Source organism: Citrobacter sp. MNAZ 1397 (assembly GCF_023613995.1).
GTDB lineage: Bacteria > Pseudomonadota > Gammaproteobacteria > Enterobacterales > Enterobacteriaceae > Phytobacter > Phytobacter ursingii.
Map to the genome: position 1 here is coordinate 279,394 of NZ_JAKIVH010000004.1, position 19,141 is coordinate 298,534.

The 19,141-nt window shown below is 51.9% G+C and carries 19 protein-coding genes; 13 read left to right on the forward strand and 6 right to left on the reverse strand.

The window, feature by feature from the left end; genetic code table 11:
* Positions 1–104 precede the first annotated feature (104 nt).
* From garR to L2097_RS20870, 3 genes are read right to left on the reverse strand one after another with little or no spacing between them, the layout of a single operon-like run.
* On the reverse strand, positions 105–995 hold the full coding sequence (gene garR / locus L2097_RS20860; protein ID WP_250353604.1) for a 2-hydroxy-3-oxopropionate reductase: 891 nt from the start codon (positions 993–995) through the stop codon (positions 105–107).
* A 35-nt stretch (positions 996–1,030) separates the two neighbouring features.
* Positions 1,031–1,801: a 2-dehydro-3-deoxyglucarate aldolase gene (garL, locus tag L2097_RS20865; RefSeq protein ID WP_047372995.1), complete on the reverse strand. Its 771-nt coding sequence runs from the start codon at positions 1,799–1,801 to the stop codon at positions 1,031–1,033.
* Between the two features lie 30 nt (positions 1,802–1,831).
* Entirely contained in the window at positions 1,832–3,166 is a 1,335-nt protein-coding gene (locus L2097_RS20870; RefSeq protein ID WP_047372994.1) for an MFS transporter, read from the reverse strand.
* Between the two features lie 423 nt (positions 3,167–3,589).
* Here L2097_RS20870 and garD point away from each other — a divergent pair, with 423 nt between their 5' ends.
* On the forward strand, positions 3,590–5,161 hold the full coding sequence (gene garD, locus L2097_RS20875) for a galactarate dehydratase (protein ID WP_250353605.1): 1,572 nt from the start codon (positions 3,590–3,592) through the stop codon (positions 5,159–5,161).
* 56 nt (positions 5,162–5,217) lie between these two features.
* Here the strand turns inward: garD and L2097_RS20880 are convergent, their stop codons facing one another.
* Entirely contained in the window at positions 5,218–6,030 is an 813-nt protein-coding gene (locus L2097_RS20880) for a DeoR family transcriptional regulator (protein ID WP_047372992.1), read from the reverse strand.
* Between the two features lie 232 nt (positions 6,031–6,262).
* Here L2097_RS20880 and kbaZ point away from each other — a divergent pair, with 232 nt between their 5' ends.
* The 8 genes from kbaZ (at position 6,263) to L2097_RS20920 (ending at position 13,310) form a co-directional block, all read left to right on the forward strand.
* On the forward strand, positions 6,263–7,561 hold the full coding sequence (gene kbaZ, locus L2097_RS20885; protein ID WP_250353606.1) for a tagatose-bisphosphate aldolase subunit KbaZ: 1,299 nt from the start codon (positions 6,263–6,265) through the stop codon (positions 7,559–7,561).
* Between the two features lie 49 nt (positions 7,562–7,610).
* Positions 7,611–8,045 carry a PTS galactosamine/N-acetylgalactosamine transporter subunit IIA gene (agaF, locus tag L2097_RS20890; protein WP_047372990.1) on the forward strand — a complete coding sequence of 145 codons (435 nt, stop codon included), beginning with the start codon at positions 7,611–7,613 and terminating at the stop codon, positions 8,043–8,045.
* A 310-nt stretch (positions 8,046–8,355) separates the two neighbouring features.
* Positions 8,356–9,519, forward strand: coding sequence for an SIS domain-containing protein (locus tag L2097_RS20895; protein ID WP_047372989.1), 1,164 nt, complete (start codon positions 8,356–8,358; stop codon positions 9,517–9,519).
* A 1-nt stretch (position 9,520) separates the two neighbouring features.
* Positions 9,521–10,399 carry a tagatose-bisphosphate aldolase subunit KbaY gene (gene kbaY, locus L2097_RS20900; RefSeq protein WP_250353607.1) on the forward strand — a complete coding sequence of 293 codons (879 nt, stop codon included), beginning with the start codon at positions 9,521–9,523 and terminating at the stop codon, positions 10,397–10,399.
* Between the two features lie 87 nt (positions 10,400–10,486).
* Positions 10,487–10,963, forward strand: coding sequence for a PTS galactosamine transporter subunit IIB (gene agaB / locus L2097_RS20905; protein WP_047372987.1), 477 nt, complete (start codon positions 10,487–10,489; stop codon positions 10,961–10,963).
* Positions 10,964–11,008: 45 nt separating this feature from the next.
* Positions 11,009–11,812 carry a PTS galactosamine transporter subunit IIC gene (gene agaC, locus L2097_RS20910; RefSeq protein WP_047372986.1) on the forward strand — a complete coding sequence of 268 codons (804 nt, stop codon included), beginning with the start codon at positions 11,009–11,011 and terminating at the stop codon, positions 11,810–11,812.
* Positions 11,802–12,593 (forward strand): PTS galactosamine transporter subunit IID, encoded by a 792-nt coding sequence (gene agaD, locus L2097_RS20915; RefSeq protein WP_047372985.1) that lies wholly within the window; start codon positions 11,802–11,804, stop codon positions 12,591–12,593. Before agaC ends, agaD begins: the two co-directional genes overlap by 11 nt.
* On the forward strand, positions 12,594–13,310 hold the full coding sequence (locus tag L2097_RS20920; RefSeq protein WP_250353608.1) for a galactosamine-6-phosphate isomerase: 717 nt from the start codon (positions 12,594–12,596) through the stop codon (positions 13,308–13,310).
* Positions 13,311–13,399: 89 nt separating this feature from the next.
* Here L2097_RS20920 and rsmI read toward each other — a convergent pair whose 3' ends face one another.
* Entirely contained in the window at positions 13,400–14,263 is an 864-nt protein-coding gene (gene rsmI / locus L2097_RS20925; RefSeq protein ID WP_250353609.1) for a 16S rRNA (cytidine(1402)-2'-O)-methyltransferase, read from the reverse strand.
* A gap of 62 nt (positions 14,264–14,325) precedes the next feature.
* On the opposite strand from rsmI, the gene L2097_RS20930 reads away from it, so the two are divergent.
* From L2097_RS20930 to dolP, 4 genes are read left to right on the forward strand one after another with little or no spacing between them, the layout of a single operon-like run.
* Positions 14,326–16,470, forward strand: a complete 2,145-nt coding sequence (locus tag L2097_RS20930) for a penicillin-binding protein activator (RefSeq protein ID WP_250353610.1) — start codon at positions 14,326–14,328, stop codon at positions 16,468–16,470.
* A complete protein-coding gene (locus tag L2097_RS20935; protein WP_085005595.1) occupies positions 16,428–16,823 on the forward strand; it encodes a YraN family protein in 396 nt (131 codons plus the stop codon). The genes L2097_RS20930 and L2097_RS20935 overlap by 43 nt, the downstream gene beginning before the upstream one ends.
* A 23-nt stretch (positions 16,824–16,846) precedes the next feature.
* The gene (gene diaA / locus L2097_RS20940) at positions 16,847–17,437 is read left to right on the forward strand and encodes a DnaA initiator-associating protein DiaA (protein ID WP_039077495.1); all 591 of its coding nucleotides are present in this window, start codon (positions 16,847–16,849) and stop codon (positions 17,435–17,437) included.
* Between the two features lie 9 nt (positions 17,438–17,446).
* Complete coding sequence (gene dolP, locus L2097_RS20945; RefSeq protein WP_047372980.1) at positions 17,447–18,022, forward strand: division/outer membrane stress-associated lipid-binding lipoprotein; 576 nt, start codon at positions 17,447–17,449, stop codon at positions 18,020–18,022.
* Positions 18,023–18,082: 60 nt separating this feature from the next.
* Here the strand turns inward: dolP and L2097_RS20950 are convergent, their stop codons facing one another.
* The gene (locus tag L2097_RS20950; RefSeq protein WP_047372979.1) at positions 18,083–19,120 is read right to left on the reverse strand and encodes a permease; all 1,038 of its coding nucleotides are present in this window, start codon (positions 19,118–19,120) and stop codon (positions 18,083–18,085) included.
* Positions 19,121–19,141: the final 21 nt, after the last annotated feature.

The following is a 19,141-nucleotide window of genomic DNA, read 5'->3' on the forward strand; positions in this document are numbered from 1 at the left end:
GCAAGGCATTCTTTCACCTCGCGGGCCATTCACGTCACCGCGATGTCCGCCCTGCAAGGTGTTGATGCTTAAGAAATTCAGGGCGCGCTCCCGCGCCCTTCTTATTAGCGAGAGATTTCTACCTTCGCCAGTTTTTCGTAGTAGTACGCGAGCGCACTGTGGTCGTCGCTACCATGACCATCGGCACGCAATGCCTGCATCATTTCCATGACTGCTGCTGTCAGCGGCAACTGCGCGCCTACGCCATGAGAGGTATCCAGCGCGTTGGACAGGTCTTTGATATGCAGGTCGATACGGAAGCCCGGTTTAAAGTTGCGGTTCAGCACCATCGGCGCTTTGGCTTCCAGCACAGTGCTGCCAGCCAGACCGCCACGGATTGCCTGGAACACCAGCTCCGGATTAACGCCCGCTTTCGTTGCCAGAGACAGCGCTTCAGACATTGCCGCAATGTTCAGCGCCACGATGACCTGGTTAGCCAGCTTGGTCACATTACCCGCGCCGATATCGCCGGTGTGAACAACGGAACCCGCCATGGCTTTCAGCAGATCGTAGTATTTGTCGAACAGCGCTTTATCACCGCCAACCATTACCGACAGGGTGCCGTCGATAGCTTTCGGTTCACCGCCACTTACCGGCGCGTCCAGCATATCGATGCCTTTTGCTTTCAGGCCTTCGCTGATTTCACGGCTGGCCAGCGGGGCGATGGAGCTCATATCGATCAGAACAGTACCCGGTTTAGCGCCTTCAATAATGCCGCCTTCGCCCAGTGCAACGTCTTTCACGTGCGGGGAGTTCGGCAGCATGGTGATGATCACATCACACTGTTCTGCAATGGCTTTAGCGCTGCTGGCGGCTTCTGCGCCTGCGGCGATCAGTTCAGCGACCACATCGCTATTGCGGTCGGAGACCACCAGTGAGTAACCTGCTTTAATGAGGTTTTTACTCATTGGTTTACCCATGATGCCCAGGCCAATGAAACCAACTTTCATCGTCATAATTGCGTCTCTCTCTTTATTCAGTGGTGGTTTGATTATTTTTTGAAGGAATCAGCCAGCTTCTGCGTACCCGCACGGAACACCCCGAGGTCGCTGCCAACAGCAACGATGGTCGCTCCCCATTCCAGATAGCGGCGGGCATCCGCTTCAACAGGCGCCAGGATACCGCTCGGTTTGCCGTGTGCTTTTGCACGCGCAAAAATATGCTGGATGGTGCGCTGTACTTCCGGATGCCCGGCATTGCCGATGTAACCCAAGGTTGCCGCGAGGTCGCTCGGGCCAACGAATACACCGTCAACCCCGTCGGTCTGGAGGATAGCGTCGAGGTTATCCACGCCCTCCTGACTTTCGATCTGCACAATGATCGTGATGTTTTTGTTCGACTGCGCGAAGTAATCCGGTACGGTCCCGAACATATTGGCGCGGTGAGAAACAGACACGCCGCGGATACCTTCTGGCGGATAACGGGTTGCCGCCACGGCGTTGGCGGCTTCTGCTGCCGTTTCAACGAACGGGACGAGGAAATTGTAGAAACCGATATCCAGCAGACGTTTGATCACTACCGGATCGTTCGTCGGGATACGTACCACCGGTGCGCTGGCGCTGCCTTTGAGTGCCATCAACTGCGGTACAAAAGAGAGCACGTCATTCGGGGCGTGTTCACCGTCCAACAGCAGCCAGTCAAAACCTGCCAGGCCCAGAACCTCAGTGCTGATATGACTACCCAGCGCCGACCAACAACCGATCTGAACCTGATTTGCCGCCAGCGCAGCTTTAAATTTGTTCGGGAAGATATCGTTACTCATCTTTTGCACCTTAATTTTTTAAGCCGTTGCTTACTTTTTCAATTCCATACGTTTGATGTCGCCTACCACAAACAGGTAGCAAACCATCATCATCAGGGCCGAGCAGCCGACAAAAATCAGCGCCCCGTTGAACGAATGCAACTCTTTGACCATGTACCCAATCACCAGCGGGGTCACAATCGATGCCACATTACCGAACACGTTAAACACGCCGCCGCACAGACCGACAATTTCTTTCGGTGCGATATCGGAAATAACCGGCCAGCCCAACGCGCCAAAACCTTTGCCGAAGAACGCCAGCGCCATCAATGCGATAACCAGCACGGTGTTGTCGGTGTAGTTACACAGAATGATGCTGGAAGCCAACAACATCCCAACAACGATGGGGAATTTACGCGCCATGGTCAAAGTGCAACCACGTTTAATCAGGTAGTCAGAGAACAGACCGCCCAGCACGCCGCCCCCAAAACCACACAGGGCCGGAATGGACGCAACAAAACCCACTTTCAAAATTGACATGCCCTTATCCTGTACCAGGTAAATCGGAAACCAGGTCAGGAAAAACCATGTGATCGTGTTCAGGAAGTACTGACCAAAGAACACGCCAAGCATCATACGGCTGGATAACAACTGCTTGATGTAATCCAGTTTCGGGCCGGATTGCTTATCACTGTCGGTTTTTTTGTGGTCCATATCGACCACCGCGCCGTTAGCAGAAATATAATCCAGCTCTTCGCGAGTCATACGCGGATGGTCGGTTGGGTTATGAATGTACTTAACCCAGGCCGCCGTCAGCACAAAACCAATCACGCCCATCACGGTGAAGACATGTTCCCAGCCCCATGCGAAGGTCAACCACCCCAGCAGCGGAGAGAACAGCGCGAGCGAAAAATATTGCGCCGCGTTAAAAATCGCCGAAGCGGTACCGCGTTCTTTTGCCGGGAACCAGGCCGCCACAATACGGGCGTTTGCCGGAAAAGAAGGGGCTTCGGAGAAGCCCAGCATAAAGCGCATGATAAACATCGAGACCCCGGCCCATGCGAGCGGGAAGACGTCGACAAAGCCTTGCAAGAAGGTAAAGAGCGACCAGAAGAACAGGCTCCAGGTATACACCTTTTTCGAGCCATAGCGGTCAAGTAACCAGCCGCCTGGGATCTGCATCAGCAGATATGCCCAGCCAAACGCAGAAAAAATGTAACCCATTGATAGCGAGTCAAGATGCAACTCTTTTGCGACATCGGTCCCTGCAATGGAGAGCGTGGCGCGGTCCGCATAGTTAACTGCTGTAACAATAAATATAATAAGCAGAATTAAATAGCGAGTTGGTATTCCCCTTTTTATCTCAACTGAACTTTGCACAGACATATGGTTTCCCCTGGTGCCGCTTAATTTAAAAAATATAATTTTCTTGATATGTAATTTACCCGATATATAAAGATAAACTCACGAAACGTAATATCAGGTAATAGCATGTTTGTATTTTATTACCGCACAGTATAATCACCGTCAGGCAGTCACGCACTGGTGGTTTGCTCAATTTTAACGTAACCCATTAAGATTATTTTGAGCATATGCACACATGGCTGGGCGCTGATGCACAGATCTGGTAATTCTCATCCTTGCAGGCCGGGTAATCACGAAAATAAGTGATTTAGATCACATTTTAATATTGAGACTCCTGACATTCTTATTTCATCAAACGAGGTTTTAACTTCTGATAATTACAGAACATCCCCTCTTTATTTTTTTGAGTAATGCATCGTATCGTTAGCTGGAGATTACTTGATAATGGCCGACATTGAAATTAGACAGCAGTCGCCTACGGCGTTTTATATTAAAGTACACGACACCGATAATGTCGCTATCATCGTTAATGACAATGGATTAAAAGCGGGTACCCGTTTTCCGGATGGTCTCGAATTAATCGAACATATCCCGCAAGGCCATAAAGTTGCGCTGGTAGATATTCCTCATCACGGGGAAATCATCCGTTACGGTGAAGTTATCGGTTATGCGGTGCGCGATATTGCGCGCGGCAGCTGGATTGACGAATCCACCGTTGAATTACCGAAAGCACCGCCATTGAACACACTGCCGCTGGCGACGAAAGTACCGGAACCGCTGCCGCCGCTGGAAGGTTACACCTTTGAAGGCTATCGCAATGCCGATGGCAGCGTCGGCACCAAGAATCTTCTCGGCATCACGACCAGCGTGCATTGTGTGGCGGGGGTCGTCGACTATGTGGTGAAAATTATTGAACGCGACCTGCTGCCGAAATATCCGAATGTGGATGGCGTGGTCGGTCTGAACCACCTGTACGGCTGTGGCGTGGCGATTAACGCACCGGCAGCCGTGGTGCCTATCCGTACCATCCATAACATTTCGCTGAACCCGAACTTTGGCGGTGAAGTGATGGTGATCGGTCTGGGCTGTGAAAAACTGCAGCCTGAGCGTCTGCTGCAGGGTACCGAAGATGTGCAAGCCATTCCGGTAGACAGTGCGAGTATCGTCCGTCTGCAGGACGAGCACCATGTTGGCTTCCGCTCAATGGTCGACGACATTCTGCAAGTGGCTGAACGTCACCTGGCAAAACTGAACGGACGTAAACGTGAAACCTGCCCGGCGTCTGAGCTGGTTGTTGGCACCCAGTGTGGTGGTAGCGATGCATTCTCCGGTGTGACCGCGAACCCGGCGGTCGGCTATGCATCTGACCTGTTTGTACGCTGTGGCGCGACCGTCATGTTCTCCGAAGTGACCGAAGTGCGAGATGCTATCCATCTGCTGACACCGCGTGCAGAAACCGAAGAAGTGGGCAAACGCCTGCTTGAAGAGATGGCATGGTACGATAACTACCTGGACATGGGTAAAACTGACCGCAGCGCCAACCCGTCTCCGGGGAACAAAAAAGGCGGTCTGGCGAACGTGGTAGAAAAAGCCCTCGGCTCTATCGCTAAATCCGGTAAAAGCGCCATTGTTGAAGTGCTCTCTCCGGGCCAGCGTCCGACCAAACGTGGTCTGATTTACGCAGCCACCCCAGCCAGTGACTTCGTCTGCGGTACGCAACAGGTGGCTTCCGGTATCACCGTTCAGGTCTTCACCACCGGTCGCGGTACACCGTACGGTCTGATGGCCGTGCCGGTTATCAAGATGGCAACCCGTACCGAGCTGGCAAACCGTTGGTTCGACCTGATGGATATCAACGCAGGGACTATCGCAACGGGCGACGAGACTATCGAGGAGGTGGGCTGGAAGCTGTTCCACTTTATCCTTGATGTCGCCAGCGGCCGTAAGAAAACCTTCTCGGATCAATGGGGTCTGCACAACCAACTGGCTGTGTTTAACCCGGCTCCGGTGACGTGATTCATCATTATAAAAATCTCATCGTATTATTAGCATGGCTTCGGCCATGCTTTTTTTTATTCCTGAATCAGTAATACCTCTATCCCTAACTTCCGTAACCCGCTCAGGCTTTCTGGTGGGATATTTTCATCAGTGATAACGGTATCAATACGTTGGGTATCGATGATTTTATGCAAACTGGAGCGGTTAAATTTGCTTGAGTCAGTGACCACAACGATTCGTTCAGCCACTTCGCACATACGTCGGTTTAATCGCGCCTCATCTTCGTTATGGGTACTCACTCCCCGTTCAAGATCGATGGCATCGACGCCAAGAAAGAGCATATCAAAATGGTAATTTTGCAAAGACTGTTCAGCGCGATCCCCATAGAAGGAGAGTGACTGGCGACGCAGATGCCCCCCCGTTAAGAGTAACTCCACGCCTTGCGCTTCAAGCAACGCATTAGCCACGTTCATTCCATTTGTCATCACAATAACGTCGGTATGCTGTCGCAGTAATCGCGCAATCTCAAAGGTAGTCGTGCCGGAGTCGAGGATGATGCGATGTCCAGGCTTAATCAGTGCCACGGCAGACTGCGCAATGCTACGCTTGAGGGAAATGTTGAGCGTACTTTTGTCTTCCAGCGTCGGTTCCGCGACGGGTGGAGCATTGCCATCGCAGATCAGCGCTCCGCCATAGGCACGAACCGCAATGCCCTGTTTTTCTAAGAAAGCGAGATCATTACGGATAGTGACCGTAGAGACGCCAAACTGCTCTGAAAGATCGTTAACCTGCACACTTCCCTGCTCACGCAATTGCTGAATAATTTGCTCACGTCTGCCGCTGGTGCCGCCCGTGCGCTTTCCCGCTAAAGAATCTGTACTCATCATCAGAAATTCCTGTGAAAACCTTTCGTTTCATTTCGATTAACTTATTAACTCTTTTCTCTAAATAGAATGCAAGGGCTGGATCTTGCTGTTGCGACATCTTACGTTTTATTTGTTTCGATCCATTTCTTTTGTGAGGCAGATCGTGCTTTACAGATCTTTCATTTTCCTTTAAACAAAAAACAAAACACAGTAAAAGAAACGAAATGAAAGATAAAAAGTGTGATACATCATTATGGAGAAGAAAGTGAAAAATATTCTTGAGATTGTAAGGGCGCATAAGCAAGGCAGTATGGAAGGTATATATTCGGTGTGCTCTGCACACCCCATGGTGCTGGAAGCCGCCTTACGTTATGCCCTTGCTCATCACCATCTTCTGCTGATTGAAGCGACCTCCAATCAGGTTGATCAATTCGGCGGCTATACGGGAATGACGCCGAAGGATTTTCGCCACTTCGTACTCCAGATGGCTTCCCGACTGAACTTTCCCCATAACCAGCTCATTCTGGGTGGCGATCATCTTGGCCCCAATCGCTGGCAAGATCAGCCCGCCGCAGAAGCGATGGACAATGCCTGCGAACTGATTACCCATTATGTTGCCGCAGGGTTTAAAAAAATCCACCTCGATTGCAGCATGCCTTGTGCCGGAGATCCTGTGCCATTGAGCGACGACATTGTCTCGTCACGAGCGGCAAGACTGGCGCAGGTGGCAGAAGAGACCTGCCAGAAGACCTTTGGGGTGCGTGATTTAATGTATGTGATTGGCACCGAAGTTCCTGTACCGGGCGGCGCGCACGAAACCCTCATGGAACTTGCTGTGACATCACCACATGCGGCACAACAGACATTGCATGCGCACATTCATGCTTTTGAAAAACAGGGGATCGGCGATATATGGCCGCGAGTTATCGCACTTGTCGTTCAGCCAGGCGTGGAGTTCGATCATACGCATGTCATTGACTATGTTCCCGAAAAAGCGAAGGCGTTGAGTAAAATGGTCGAGGGAATTGATTCGCTGGTTTTTGAAGCGCACTCGACGGATTACCAGACACCGCAAGCATTACAGCAACTTGTGCGCGATCATTTCGCCATTTTGAAGGTAGGTCCGGCCTTAACCTTTGCCATGCGGGAAGCATTGTTCGCCCTTGCGGCAATTGAAGAGGAACTTCTACCCGCCCATAAACGCTCCGGGCTGCGCAACGTAATGGAAAATGTCATGCTCGACAGACCTGACTTCTGGCAAAGCCATTACCAGGGAAACCATCAATCCCGTCACCTGGCGCGCAGCTTTAGCTATTCCGATCGAGTACGTTACTACTGGCCGGATAAAGAGGTCGACTGTGCAATGGAACACCTGTTAAAAAACCTGGCGGCCATACCGCTTCCATTACCACTGATTAGCCAGTATTTACCTCTGCAATACAATCGCCTGCGTGAAGGCGCCATTGCTGCAACGCCTCATGCGCTGGTTATCGACCATATTCAGGATACTCTGCGTCAGTATCACGCCGCCTGTCGGGGCATCGCAGAGTGACATTACCAACCCATCACACGCAATGATTATCAAAAAGGGAGAACACGTAATGCTGGGCATCGTATTAACCGGGCATGGAGGCTTTGCTACAGGCCTTGAAAAAGCAATGAAACAGATCCTCGGCGAGCAGGAACACATGGTCGCTGTCGATTTTCCAGAGGATTCAACCACGGCGTTATTAACCACACAACTGGAAGCGGCGCTGGCGACGCTCCGTGAATGCGAAAGCATCGTCTTTTTAACGGATTTATTAGGCGGCACGCCATTTCGCGTGGCTTCAACACTGGCCCTACAGCAGACGGGTTGGGAGGTCATTACTGGCACCAATTTGCAATTATTACTGGAAATGATGATGGAGCGTGATGATCTTGATAGCGAAACCTTTCGCCTGAGAGCGCTGGAGTGTGGTCATCGAGGCTTAACCAGCCTGGCAGATGAATTGTCGCGAAGCCCTGCCACCGTAGAGAGCGATGAGGGCATTTAGTGTATTAATGGCGTATCCTGGCGGTCATCCATTCACAGGCCGCCTCATCCTGTTTTTCCTCCCGGCTGTCTGACGCATAATCTTTCGTTTCATTTCGAAAATTGACATAACAACGTGTAAGCCTGTTGCTTATCGTTACGTTACCTTTTTGTTTATTGTGTCACAATTTTCGATTTATTAATTTATCTCAGTTGATCTTTCGATTTCTTATCAGTAGATTTCAAGAAAAGGAAAATCCCTTAAAGAGAAACAAAACGAAAGAAGAAGAACACTCTCCTTTCGTTCACCCAGACTGACTAAGGATAAAGAAATGATCGACGCGAGGCCGTCCCCTATGACCGGGACCAAAACCTGGACAGAACAAGAAATTCGTCAGCAGCCCAACAGTTGGCGCCGTTCGCTGGCGTTCATTAACGAACAAAGAGACAAGATTGATGCTTTTCTCGCTACGATCCTCGCGGAAAAGAACGTGAAAATTATCCTGACTGGCGCAGGAACATCGGCTTTTATTGGCGACATTATTTCGCCATGGCTCTCGCGCCAGACCGGGGAAAACATTGTCGCCATCCCCACCACCGATCTGGTGACGAATCCAATGGATTATTTACAGCCTGAACAGACGACGCTACTGATCTCTTTTGCCCGCTCAGGCAACAGCCCAGAAAGCGTCGCGGCCGTAGCGCTTGTCGATCAGTACGTAAAAAAATGCTTTCACCTGGTGATTACCTGTAACGAAGAGGGCAGTCTGTACCAAAACGCCATCGCCAGTAAGAACGCCTATGCGCTCTTGATGCCCGCAGAAACGCATGATCGTGGTTTCGCGATGACCAGCAGTATCACTACGATGATGGTCAGTTGCCTGGCAGTCTTCGCCCCGAAGATTATCAATAGCACCACGTTTGGCGATGTTGCCGATCGCTGTCAGCAAATTATTGATGGTCAACCTGATTTTACGAAACCTGTATTTGGCGATCTCCCTGTGCGCCGCATCGTCTATCTTGGCAGCGGCGGGTTACAAAGCGTAGCGCGCGAATCCGCATTAAAAGTGCTGGAACTGACAGCCGGTAAACTGGTGGCCTTTTATGACTCGTCAACTGGTTTCCGCCACGGCCCGAAATCGCTTATCGACAACGAAACGCTGGTTGTTGTATTCGTCTCAAGCCACCCCTACACACGTCAATATGACATGGACTTGATTGCCGAATTGCGTCGTGACAAACAGGCAATGCGTGTCGTTGCCATTTCCGCGACGAATGAACCCGCGCCAGACGGCGACTTGCATATCACACTCCCGCCAGCCCGGAAGTTTATCGACATTGAGCAAGTCTTCTGTTTCCTGATGTATGCGCAAATGTTCGCACTTAGCGAATCCATCAAGGCAGGTATAACGCCGGACAGCCCATCGCTAAGCGGTACGGTTAACCGCGTGGTACAGGGCGTCTACATTCATCCATGGCAACCGGAGGAAGCATAAGATGGGCATCATTTCGACGAAATATTTGCTGCAGGATGCTCAGGCAAAAGGTTATGCGGTACCGGCCTTTAACATCCATAACGCGGAAACCATCCAGGCGATCCTGGAGGTCTGTCGGGAGATGTGTTCTCCGGTGATTTTGGCGGGCACGCCGGGCACCTTTAAACATATCTCTTTTGAGGAGATTTTCGCCTTATGTCAGGCCTATTCCACGAGCTATAACATGCCGCTGGCGCTACATCTTGATCATCATGAATCACTGGAAGATATCAGTCATAAAGTACATGCAGGTGTGCGAAGCGCCATGATCGACGGTAGTCATTTTTCATTTAATGAAAATGTGGCGCTGGTGCAATCGGTAGTCGATTTTTGCCATCGCCATGACTGCAGCGTGGAGGCGGAACTGGGACGCCTGGGCGGTGTAGAAGATGATATGAATGTCGATGCGGAAAGCGCATTCCTTACCTCGCCACAGGAAGCTCGCCGTTTCGTTGAGCTGACGGATGTTGATAGTCTGGCTGTCGCTATCGGCACCGCACATGGTCTGTATGCCAAAACGCCGAAAATAGATTTTCAGCGTCTGGAAGAAATACGTCAGGTGGTCGATGTTCCCCTGGTTTTACATGGTGCCAGCGATGTGCCTGATGAATATGTACGCCGAGCCATTTCATTGGGAGTTTGTAAAGTCAACGTGGCGACGGAATTGAAAATCGCTTTCGCCAGCGCCATCAGAAAATGGTTCCATGATAATCCTCAGGGTAACGATCCTCGTTATTACATGCGTGTGGGAATGAATGCCATGAAAGATGTAGTCAGAAATAAGATCACCGTTTGTAGCGCAGAGAACCGCATCGTACTTGATAAGGAAATGATATCGTAACGCGTATTTCTGTACCCTCAGAAATATAGCCGGACAACATAGAGTTATGATAATGAAATTATCATCTCAAAATAATGGCAGGCAACAATGAACACTCCAAATATTCTTTTAACACGCATTGATAATCGACTGGTACACGGACAAGTCGGTGTAACCTGGACATCAACAATTGGTGCAAACCTTGTTGTCGTTGTTGACGACGTGGTAGCTGGTGACGAAATCCAACAAAAATTAATGGGTATCACAGCTGAAACTTATGGTTTTGGCATTCGCTATTTCACTATTGAAAAAACAATTAACGTAATTGCTAAGGCTGCACCGCATCAGAAAATTTTTCTTATCTGCCGCACGCCGGATACCGTCAGAAAACTGCTTGAAGGCGGCGTACCATTAAAAGACGTTAACGTCGGAAATATGCATTTTTCCGAAGGGAAAAAACAGATCAGTAGCAAAGTCTATGTCGACGAAAAAGACATTAGCGATCTCCGATTTATTCGCGACCAGGGGGTCAATGTTTTTATTCAGGACGTGCCCGGAGATAGCAAAGAGGCCATTCCGAATTGATGTGTCTCGTCTCTGACGATCCAATGATCCTTAAGGAGCTTAAAAATGCATGAAATTACGCTTATCCAGGGAATATCGCTTGCCGCATTAGTGTTTTTCCTTGGTATCGATTTTTGGTTAGAAGCCCTTTTTTTATTTCGCCCAATAATCGTCTGTACGTTAACTGGGGCAATTCTCGGCGATATTCATATTGGCTTAATCACCGGCGGTTTAACAGAACTCGCCTTCGCCGGGTTAACGCCTGCAGGCGGGGTTCAGCCCCCCAATCCGATCATGGCTGGCGTCATGACCACCGTCATTGCCTGGTCAACTGGCGTGGACGCAAAAACGGCAATTGGACTTGGCCTGCCGTTTAGTCTGTTGATGCAATACGTAATTTTGTTCTTCTATTCCGCCTTCTCCCTCTTTATGACCAGGGCGGACAAGTGTGCCAGAGAAGCGGACACGGGCGGTTTCGCCAGAATGAATCTGCTTACGACCCTGATCGTCGCCTGCGCCTACGCAATTATTGCTTTTCTGTGTACCTACCTGGCACAGGGCGCGATGCAGTCACTGGTGAAATCCATGCCAGCCTGGCTGACGCATGGCTTCGAAGTCGCCGGGGGTATCCTGCCTGCCGTTGGTTTCGGGTTGTTGCTACGTGTGATGTTTAAGGCGCAATACATTCCTTATCTGATCGCTGGCTTCCTGTTCGTTTGCTACATCCAGGTTAACAATCTCCTGCCAGTGGCCGTGTTGGGCGCGGGTTTCGCGGTGTATGAATTCTTCAATGCGAAAGCAAAAAACCAGAGTCAACCTCAGCCGCAAGTGAACAATAATGACAAAGAGGATTACAGCAATGGCATCTGAAATCAGTAAAAAGGATATTACCCGCTTAGGGTTTCGTTCTTCGGTTTTGCAGGCCAGTTTCAACTATGAAAGGATGCAGGCTGGCGGTTTTACCTGGGCCATGCTGCCGCTGCTAAAAAAAATTTATAAGGACGATAAAGCCGGCCTCAGCGCCGCCATGAAGGACCATCTGGAGTTTATCAACACCCACCCTAACCTTGTCGGTTTCTTGATGGGGTTGCTGATTTCTATGGAGGAAAAAGGCGAGGACCGCAACACGATAAAAGGGCTGAAAGTCGCGCTTTTCGGGCCAATCGCAGGGATCGGCGATGCCATTTTCTGGTTTACTCTGCTGCCGATTATGGCCGGGATTTGCTCCTCGTTTGCAAGCCAGGGGAACCTGCTTGGGCCGATTCTCTTTTTCGCCGTCTATCTCGCCATTTTCTTCCTGCGCGTCGGCTGGACGCATGTCGGTTACTCCGTGGGTGTTAAAGCGATAGACAAGGTGCGGGAAAACTCGCAGATGATTGCGCGCTCCGCCACAATCCTGGGGATCACGGTGATTGGAGGGCTTATCGCCTCCTATGTCCATATCAACGTGGCGACCACATTCGCCATTGACGATACGCACAGCGTGGCGTTGCAAAAAGACTTCTTCGACAAAGTATTCCCAAATATTCTGCCGATGGCCTATACCCTGCTGATGTATTACCTGCTGCGGGTGAAAAAAGCGCATCCGGTGGTATTGATTGGCGTCACCTTCGTGCTGTCTATTCTGGGTTCAGCATTGGGGGTGCTATAAATGGCCGACATGATTTTCAAAGGATGTGAAAATTATCAGGAGCTTAGCGAGTATGCCAGTCAATACCTGTTTGAAGTGATTACGGCGAAGCCCACGGCAACCATCTGCCTGGCGACAGGGGAAACACCGAAACTGGCTTATTCACTCTTTGTCGAGAAGGTGTGCCGTCACAAACTGGATGTCAGCCGCGCCACCTTCGTTAAACTCGATGAATGGCTGGGGATATCGCTGGACGAACCGGGAACCTGCGAGACCTTTTTACGCCAGCATCTTCTGGAACCGTTAAAGATCGCCGACACACAGTACATCGCCTTTGAAACACACAGGGATCCAACAGAGGCATGCGAACAGGTAGAAAGAAAAATCACTGAGCGAGGCGGGCTGGATGTATGCCTGCTCGGACTGGGGAAAAACGGTCATCTGGGGCTGAATGAACCCGCTGATGAACTCGAACCGTTAACGCATATTGCACAACTTGATGAACGAACCCTTAGTCATCAGATGCTTAAAGAAACTTCTCATCCCGTAAAACAAGGCGTTACTCTGGGATTAAAAGAAATTCTTTCGGCGAGGGAAATCCTTTTACTGGTCGCAGGGTCAGGGAAAGCGAAACCATTCACGCAATTGATGAGCAGAAAAATTACCACTCGGCTCCCGGCCTCGTTTTTATGGCTTCATCAGCACGTGACCTGTGCTTACAATGCCGGAGAATATTAATAGAAACAAACAGGGCATCTCGCGATGCCCTGTTTTTTGAACCAGGCTGAATAATGGCAGCATCATGAACACAATGCGCTTTTGCGGCATTACTCGCCCTGCAGCTCCAGCGCATATTTATAGAGCGCGTTTTTCTTCACGCCGTGGATTTCCGCAGCCAACGCAGCGGCTTTTTTCAGGGGGAGTTCAGCCTGCAACAGCGCCAGCGTACGCAGCGCATCGGCAGGTAAGGCATCTTCCTGCGCCTTATGGCCTTCGACGATCAGCACCATCTCACCCTTACGGCGGTTCTCATCCTCTTTCACCCACGCCAGCAATTCCCCTACCGGCGCGCCATAAATCGACTCCCAGGTTTTAGTCAGCTCGCGGGCCAGCACCACGTAACGTGCTTCGCCCAGCACCGCAACGATATCCTCCAGGCTTTCCAGCAGGCGATGCGTTGATTCATAAAAAATCAGCGTACGCGGTTCTGTCTCCAGCGATTTTAAGGTATCGCGACGCCCTTTCGATTTGGCGGGCAGAAACCCCTCGTAACAAAAACGATCGGACGGTAACCCCGCCGCACTTAATGCTGCTATGGCGGCACACGGACCGGGCAGTGGAACCACCCGGATACCTGCTTCGCGGCAGGTGCGGACAAGGTGGTAGCCAGGGTCGTTGATCAGCGGTGTGCCGGCATCGGAGACCAGCGCGATGTTTTGCCCTTCTTTTAGCTTCGCCACCAGCGTGTCGGCCTTTTGTTGCTCATTATGGTCGTGCAGGGCAAACAGACGGGCATTAATGGCAAAATGAGAAAGCAGCAGCCCGGTGTGGCGCGTATCCTCGGCAGCGATAAGATCGACATCCTGCAATACGGTGAGCGCACGCTGGGTAATATCACCCAAATTGCCGATGGGCGTAGGGACAATGTAGAGCTGACCCTGATAATTGTCCGCAGATTCGTGTTGTTTCATTGTTCTATCCGTATTGCCGATTTAATATTGAGCATTGCGTAAAAAATATCACTGGATACAGTATGCTACCGTCAACATTTCTACGTTCAAAAGCCATGCGCTGCCTGCCTGTCGTGCTGGCCGCTCTGCTGTTCGCAGGCTGCGGCACACACCCGGTCGATCAAAGCACCGGGCACCTGGAGGGTAAGGCTCAGGCTGATTCGGGTTTTTATCTGCACCAGATGCAGCAAAGCTCAGATGATAGCAAGACCAACTGGCAATTACTCGCCATTCGTGCACTGCTGAAAGAAGGCAGAACCCAGCAGGCCAGTGAATTGTTGGCCCAATTACCTCAAGAGTTGAATGACGAGCAGCGTGCTGAGCAAACCTTGCTGAGTGCTGAGCTCAAACTCACGCAACAAGACTACGCCGGTGCGCAGGCACTGCTGAGCAAGGTCGATCTGAAAGGGTTTAGTCAGAATCAGCAGGCCCGTTACTGGCAGGATGTGATCACCGCAAGCCAGAACAAACCGTCGCCGACACTGCTGCGTGCCCTTATCGCACAGCAACCGCTGCTGACTGCCGCGCCGGATAAACAAAAGAATATTGATGCAACCTGGCAAGCGCTCTCTTCCCTGACGCCCGATCAGGCCAATGCCATTCAGGTGAGCCAGGACGAAACGGTGCTGCAAGGATGGCTGGATTTACACCGCGTGTGGTCCAATAACCGCAACGATCCGAACATGCTAAAAGCGGGTATTGCCGACTGGCAGAAACGCTTCCCGCAAAATCCTGGCGCGGTTCTGTTACCGAGCCAACTGGCGAATGTACAGAATTTCCGCCCGGCGTCGGTCAATCAAATCGCATTGCTGCTGCCGTTAAATGGCCAGGCTGCTGTCTTTAGCCGCGCGATCCAGCAGGGTTTTGAAGCAGCGAAAAACGGCACCACCACCGTTTCTGGCCCGGCAGTGCCTGTCCAGGTGGCACAGGCCGCGACGATGGCGACCACAGCGGATGTTGTCAGCCCTGCGCAGACCAATGTTAGCGATCTGACTACGCCGCAGCCAGCGCCTGCGGCTGGCACATCACCGGTAACGGCGCCGGCACAGGCACAGGCACAGGCACAGGCAGACCAGACGCAACAAACGCCGCCTGCGGTGCAACCCTCTCAGCCCCCCGCAGAACAAACCGATCCGGCCGCTCCGGCAGGGCAACCGGTGAATACCCCTGCTGTTGCCAGCACCCCGGCCAATCCGAGCGCGGTGCTGAAAGTGTATGACACCAGCTCACAGCCGCTTGACCAGGTTCTGAGCCAGGTTCAGAAAGATGGCGCGAGCATTGTTGTCGGACCGCTGCTGAAAAATCACGTCGAAGAGCTGATGCGTAGCCAGACGCCTCTGAACGTGCTGGCGTTGAACCAGCCAGAGAAAGTCGAAAATCGTCCTAATATCTGTTACTTCGCTCTGTCCCCGGAAGATGAAGCCCGCGATGCGGCACGCCATATTCACCAGCAAGGCCGTCATACGCCGCTGCTTCTGCTGCCGCGTAGTTCACTTGGCGACCGCGTCGCCAATGCTTTCGCCCAGGAGTGGCAAAAACTGGGCGGCAGTGTTGTGCTGCAGCAAAAATTCGGCTCGACGACAGAATTACGCATGGGCATTAATAGCGGTTCCGGTATTGCGATGACGGGGAGTCCTGTCACGGCAAGCCTGCCGCAGCAGCAGGGCGTAACCATCGGCGGGTTGAATATTCCGGCTCCGCCAACCGAAGCGCAGATCACCGGCGGCGGCAATATTGATGCGGTCTATATCGTCGCGACACAGGATGAAATCGCCCTGATCAAGCCGATGATCGCTATGCGTACCGGCAGCCAGAGCGGTATCGTGCTGTATGCCAGCTCCCGTAGCGCTCAGGGCGGTTCGGGCCCGGACTTCCGTCTGGAGATGGAAGGCTTGCAGTTCAGCGAAATCCCGATGCTTGCAGGTAGCAATCCGGCGCTGATGCAACAGGCTTTGATGCACACCAATAACGACTATTCACTGGCGCGTCTGTATGCGATGGGCGCGGATGCCTGGACGCTGGCAAACCACTTCTCGCAAATGCGTCAGGTGCCAGGATTTGAAATTAATGGTAACACGGGCGATTTGACCGCCACTCAGGAATGCGTGATTAACAGGAAGTTGTCATGGCTCAAATACCAGCAGGGGCAAATCGTCCCCGCCAGTTGACCCGTAAGCAGACCGGTGATGCCTGGGAGTTACAGGCGCGTCGCTGGCTTGAGCGCAAGGGAATGCGCTTTCTTGCCGCTAATGTGCGCGAGCGCGGCGGTGAGATAGACTTGATTATGCAGGACAAGTCGACAACGGTGTTTGTGGAAGTGCGCTATCGCAAATCGTCATTTTTCGGCGGTGCCGCAGCGAGTGTCACCGCCAGCAAGCAACGTAAATTACTGCATGCCGCTCGTGTGTGGCTGGCCCGGCACAATGGGAGTTTTGATACTGTGGATTGCCGGTTCGATGTGGTAGCCTTCACCGAAAATGAAGTTGAGTGGATACAAAACGCCTTTAACGACCACTCATAATGACTGAATGATAGGGATCACCCGTGCTCGATAGAATTAAAGTTTGCTTTACAGAAAGCATTCAAACTCAGATTGCGGCGGCAGAAGCGCTGCCAGACGCAATTTCACGCGCCGCCATGACCATGGTCCATTCCCTGCTTAATGGCAACAAAATCCTCTGTTGTGGCAATGGGACTTCCGCCGCCAATGCACAGCATTTTGCTGCCAGTATGATTAATCGTTTTGAAACGGAACGTCCAAGTTTACCTGCCATTGCACTTAATACCGATAATGTGGTCTTAACAGCCATCGCAAACGATCGTCTGCATGACGAAATTTATGCCAAGCAGGTCCGGGCTCTTGGTCATGCAGGCGATATATTGCTGGCGATTTCCACCCGTGGGAACAGCCGCGATATTGTCAAAGCCGTTGAAGCCGCAGTAACGCGCGATATGAGTATCGTAGCGCTTACCGGGTATGACGGTGGCGAACTGGCCGGTTTGTTGGGACCGCAGGATGTCGAAATACGTATTCCTTCCCACCGCAGCGCGCGCATACAGGAGATGCATATGCTGACGGTAAATTGTTTGTGCGACCTGATAGATAACACGCTTTTCCCTCACCAGGATGATTAAGGAGTACATATGAAGGCATTTACGCCCCTCGCAGTCCTTATTTCCGCACTGCTGCTACAAGGCTGTGTAGGCGCAGTGGTGGTCGGTTCAGCTGCTGTCGGCACCAAAGCGGCAACCGATCCACGTACGGTCGGCACTCAGGTGGATGACGGTACTCTTGAGTTACGCGTAAATAGCGCGCTGTCCAAAGATGAACAAATTAAAAAGCAGGCTCGCATAAACGTCACCGCCTATCAGGGGAAAGTCCTGCTGGTGGGTCAGGCCCCCACCACAGAGCTGGCGTCACGTGCTAAGCAAATCGCTATGGGTGTCGACGGTGCAACGGAGGTCTATAACGAAATCCGCCAGGGCCAGCCCATTGGTATGGGAACGGCCGCCAGTGACACCTGGATCACCTCCAAAGTACGTACACAGTTGCTGAGTAGCGACCAGGTGAAATCGTCTAATGTGAAAGTCACCACTGAGAATGGCGAAGTATTCTTGCTGGGTCTGGTGACCGACCGTGAAGGTAGAGCCGCTGCGGATATCGCCAGTCGCGTCAGCGGTGTGAAACATGTCACCACCGCGTTTACGATGATTAAATAGCGTTGATTCTTCTCCCCGGCAGATACACGCCGGGGAAAATCAGTTAACGCTGAGCCGCAGTTAAAACAGCGCCAGTGTTCCGGTAATCACGCCACCGAATGCCACCAGCCCCCCCGTTAGCCACAACGCTTTTGCCGGAAAGGATTTGCGCAGCATAATCAGCGACGGCAGACTGACCGCAGGAAGCGTCATCAGTAGCGCCATTGCCGGGGCTGCCCCCATTCCCGCCAGCATCATTGTTTGCACAATCGGAATCTCCGCCGCCGTTGGGATCACGAACAGGCAACCCGCTATCGCCATCGCTATCACCCACATCAGCGAATTATCAATCGCGCCATCGGCATGCGGAAACAGCCAGACGCGCGCCGCGCCAAGTACCAGAACGGCCAGAATATAAACCGGAATGGTGCTCCAGAATAGCGCCCACAGCGCCTTTCCCCAGCGGGCAAAAAAGTGCCCTTCCGGCTCCGGCAACGAAAGATCGACCGGCGCCGTCTGCTGAACATCATCTTTGACCAGATACTGCACCAGCGTCGCCACGCCAATCACTATCACTAACCCGGCAATAAGCCGCATCGCGACAAAATGCCAGCCCAGCACAAACCCCATAAAAACCAGGGTTGCCGGGTTAAGCAACGGGTTGCCCATCCAGAATGCCAGCGCGCCCCCCATCGATACCTGCTGACGACGCATTCCCGCCGCAACGGGCGCTGCACAACAGGAGCACATCATGCCCGGCAGGGAAAACAACGTACCGAACAGCGTCCCGCTCAGTCGCTTTTGCCCAAGGGTACGAATCAGCCAGTTTCGCGGAATAAGTACCTGAATTAACGAACCCAGCAACACCCCCAGCACCGCCGCTTTCCAGACGGCAAGAAAGTAGACCATGGCATAGTCGAGAGCCGCCTGGAATGGGCTGGCATCGGCCTGAGCGAGAATAGATTTACCAATGCTGTGGGTTTCTGCGGCAGTGAAGGCCTTGCCATAATAAGGCTGCCATTTCACATACCAGAGCCCCACGATCACGACGAGAAAAAAGAGAGCGGGTTTCCACCATTGCACAGGTGACGCCGCCCGAGATGAAGACTGACCAGTCATACATTTCTCCGGGGGAAAAGC